At 59.4% G+C, this 3,406-nt stretch carries 5 protein-coding genes; 4 read left to right on the forward strand and 1 reads right to left on the reverse strand.

Features of this window, described 5'->3' with window-relative positions:
* The 3 genes from HMPREF3140_RS29305 to narI form a co-directional block, all read left to right on the forward strand.
* A partial coding sequence (locus tag HMPREF3140_RS29305; protein ID WP_049164115.1) for a nitrate reductase subunit beta occupies positions 1–540 on the forward strand: 540 nt, incomplete at its 5' end.
* A complete protein-coding gene (gene narJ, locus HMPREF3140_RS12530) occupies positions 537–1,247 on the forward strand; it encodes a nitrate reductase molybdenum cofactor assembly chaperone (protein WP_002910191.1) in 711 nt (236 codons plus the stop codon). The genes HMPREF3140_RS29305 and narJ, both read left to right, overlap by 4 nt.
* Positions 1,247–1,924 carry a respiratory nitrate reductase subunit gamma gene (gene narI, locus HMPREF3140_RS12535; protein WP_002910189.1) on the forward strand — a complete coding sequence of 226 codons (678 nt, stop codon included), beginning with the start codon at positions 1,247–1,249 and terminating at the stop codon, positions 1,922–1,924. Before narJ ends, narI begins: the two co-directional genes overlap by 1 nt.
* Here the strand turns inward: narI and HMPREF3140_RS12540 are convergent.
* On the reverse strand, positions 1,921–2,817 hold the full coding sequence (locus HMPREF3140_RS12540) for a DMT family transporter (RefSeq protein WP_004189450.1): 897 nt from the start codon (positions 2,815–2,817) through the stop codon (positions 1,921–1,923). The two genes, narI and HMPREF3140_RS12540, sit on opposite strands and share 4 nt — an antisense overlap.
* Positions 2,818–2,924: 107 nt before the next feature.
* Here HMPREF3140_RS12540 and HMPREF3140_RS12545 point away from each other — a divergent pair, with 107 nt between their 5' ends.
* Positions 2,925–3,368, forward strand: coding sequence for an Lrp/AsnC family transcriptional regulator (locus tag HMPREF3140_RS12545; protein ID WP_004152249.1), 444 nt, complete (start codon positions 2,925–2,927; stop codon positions 3,366–3,368).
* Positions 3,369–3,406: the final 38 nt, after the last annotated feature.

Genomic DNA, 3,406 nt, shown 5'->3' on the forward strand with positions numbered 1-3,406 from the left:
GCGATGGACTGGAAGCTGGCCCTGCCGCTGCACCCGGAATATCGCACCTTGCCAATGGTCTGGTATGTGCCGCCGCTGTCGCCGATTCAGTCCGCCGCCGATGCGGGTGAACTGGGTAGCAACGGGATCCTGCCGGACGTGGAAAGCCTGCGTATTCCGGTGCAATATCTGGCGAACCTGCTGACCGCGGGCGATACCCAGCCGGTACTGCTGGCGCTGAAACGAATGCTGGCGATGCGCCACTATAAGCGTGCGGAAACCGTTGACGGCGTCGTTGATACCCGCGCGCTGGAAGAGGTGGGGCTGAGCGAAGCGCAGGCCCAGGAAATGTATCGCTATCTGGCGATCGCCAACTACGAAGATCGTTTCGTGGTGCCGAGCAGCCATCGTGAACAGGCGCGAGAAGCGTTTCCGGAGAAAAACGGCTGCGGCTTTAGCTTTGGCGATGGCTGCCACGGCTCTGACAGTCAGTTCAACCTGTTCAACAGCCGTCGCATCGACGCCATCGACGTGACCAGCAAAACGGAGCCGCACGCATGATTGAACTCGTGATTGTATCGCGTCTGCTCGAATATCCTGACGCTGCCTTATGGCAGCATCAGCAGGAGATGTTCGAGGCGCTCGCGTCATCAGAGAAACTCAGCAAAGAGGATGCCCACGCGCTGGGCGTTTTCCTGCGCGATTTAGTGGCTCAGGATCCGCTGGACGCCCAGGCGGCCTATAGCGAACTGTTTGACCGCGGCCGGGCCACCTCGCTGCTGCTGTTTGAACATGTCCACGGCGAATCCCGCGATCGCGGGCAGGCGATGGTCGACCTGATGGCGCAGTACGAGCGCCACGGTCTGCTGCTGGATAGCCATGAGCTGCCGGATCATCTGCCGCTATATCTGGAGTATCTGGCGCAGCTGCCGGAAGAGGAAGCGCTTGGCGGCCTGCGGGACGTCGCGCCGATCCTCGGTCTGCTCAGCGCGCGCCTGCAGCAGCGCGAAAGTCGCTATGCGGTGCTGTTCGAGCTATTGCTGAAGCTGGCCAATACTCAGGTCGACAGCCAGAAGGTGGCGGAGAAGATTGCCGACGAAGCGCGCGACGATACGCCGCAGGCGCTGGACGCCGTCTGGGAAGAAGAACAGGTCAAATTCTTTGCCGACCAGGGCTGCGGCGAGTCGGAAATTTCCGCTCACCAGCGTCGTTTTGCCGGAGCCGTGGCCCCGCAATATCTGAATATCTCTAACGGAGGACAGCAATAATGCACTTCCTGAATATGTTCTTCTTTGACATTTATCCGTACATTGCGGGTTCGGTGTTCCTGATTGGCAGCTGGTTGCGCTATGACTATGGCCAGTACACCTGGCGCGCCGCCTCCAGCCAGATGCTGGACCGTAAGGGGATGAACCTGGCGTCGAACCTGTTCCATATCGGCATCCTGGGTATTTTCGCCGGCCACTTCCTCGGCATGCTGACCCCGCACTGGATGTATGAGTCCTTCCTGCCGATCGATGTCAAGCAGAAGATGGCGATGATCGCCGGCGGCGCCTGCGGCGTGATGACCCTGGTGGGCGGGTTACTGCTGCTCAAGCGTCGTCTGCTGAGCCCGCGCGTTCGCGCCACCACCACCGGAGCGGATATTCTGATCCTCTCGTTGCTGATGGTGCAGTGTGCGCTCGGCCTGCTGACGATCCCGTTCTCCGCTCAGCATATGGACGGCAGTGAAATGATGAAACTGGTCGGCTGGGCGCAGTCGGTGGTGACGTTCCACGGCGGCGCGTCACAGCATCTGGATGGCGTGGCGTTTATTTTCCGCGTTCACCTGGTGCTGGGCATGACCCTGTTCCTGCTGTTCCCGTTCTCCCGTCTGGTTCATATCTGGAGCGCGCCGGTCGAATACCTGACGCGCAAATACCAGATTGTCCGCGCCCGTCGCTAACTGGCCCGCGACTGCTCACTGACCCCGCCGCGGCGGGGTTTTTTTTCGCCCCAGCCGAGATTATTCCCTGCGGCGGCAAACAGAATAAGCATCCCACCGAGCAATTGCACCGCGGATAACGCATGGTGGAAGACCAGATAGTCAACCACCATCGCCACCAGCGGATAAATAAAGGAGAGCGAACCGGTAACGGGCGTCGGCAGTTTCTGTATCGCGCTATATAAAAGCTGATACATGATCCCGGTATGGACGATGCCGAGGATCAGCAGATAGCGCCAGGGGAAGCTGGCCGTCAATTCTGGGGCATGCACCAGCGGCAGCAGCATCACGACGCCGACGAGAACCTGAATGAAGGCGATATGCTGCGCGGGGAGCGGATGCAGTTTGCGCGCGATGATGGCGGTCAGGGCATAGAAGAATGCCGCGCCCAGCGCCAGCAACACGCCGGTGGTAAGCCCCTCTTCGTGTGCAGGCATCAGCTCGCTCGACAGCAGGATCACTACGCCGCCAAAGGCCAGCAGTAACCATCCCCATTTAACGGCGCTGACCCGTTCCCCCAGCACCATCCCCATCAGTACCAGCATAAACGGCTGGGTGTTATAGACCACGGTGGCCATACCGATTGAGATCCGCGAATAGGCGGCAAACAGCAGCAGCCAGTTGACGACCAGCGCCGCGCCGCCAATCACCGCCAGAGCGAGAGTGAAACGCGTTAGCCGGCTGAAGGGCTGGCGGCTTAACACGATAAACACCAGCAGGGTTAGCGCGCCAATCAGGCAGCGCCAGAACACCACATCAGTCACCGGCAAACCAGAGAGCAGCACGAACGCGCCGATCGAGCCGGAGATTATCATTGCCAGGCTCATCTGCCAGACGCCGCGGGTAAGTTGCATTTTTCACCTCCACCATTTTTTAGTTATTGTGCGAAAAACCCTGACAGGGTGATATGGCTGAATTAAGGTAGAAGGGGGGAAATGCCTTTTATAATTAGGTGAAATATATGAATGACGTACTTGATGAAATTGATCGGGCGATCCTCACCTGTCTGACTCAGGATGCCAGAGTTTCGCTCAAGGTCCTGAGCGCGCGAGTGGGGCTGACCTCGCCGAGCACCGCCGAGCGGGTGAAGCGCCTGGAGGAGCGGGGTGTCATTCAGGGCTATGGGGCGCGGGTAAATCTCGCCGCGCTGGGCTATAGCCTGCAGGCGCTGGTGCGGGTCCGTCCGCTGCCTGGGCTGCTGCAGAAGGTGGATAAATATATCCAGGCGATGCCGGAATGTATTGAAAGTGACAAGGTGACCGGGGAAGATTGTTTTGTGATGCGTCTCGTGGTGCGCGATATTGCCCAGCTGGATACCCTGCTGGACGGTCTGGCGGAGTATGCGCAGTGTAACACCTCGGTGGTGAAAAGCTCGCCGGTAAAAAGGCGGTTGCCACCGCTGTGAGTTTTTCCGGAGGCGGTGCTGCGCACCTGTCCGGGCTA

The organism is Klebsiella sp. HMSC16A12, assembly GCF_001808265.1.
Classification (GTDB): domain Bacteria; phylum Pseudomonadota; class Gammaproteobacteria; order Enterobacterales; family Enterobacteriaceae; genus Klebsiella; species Klebsiella pneumoniae.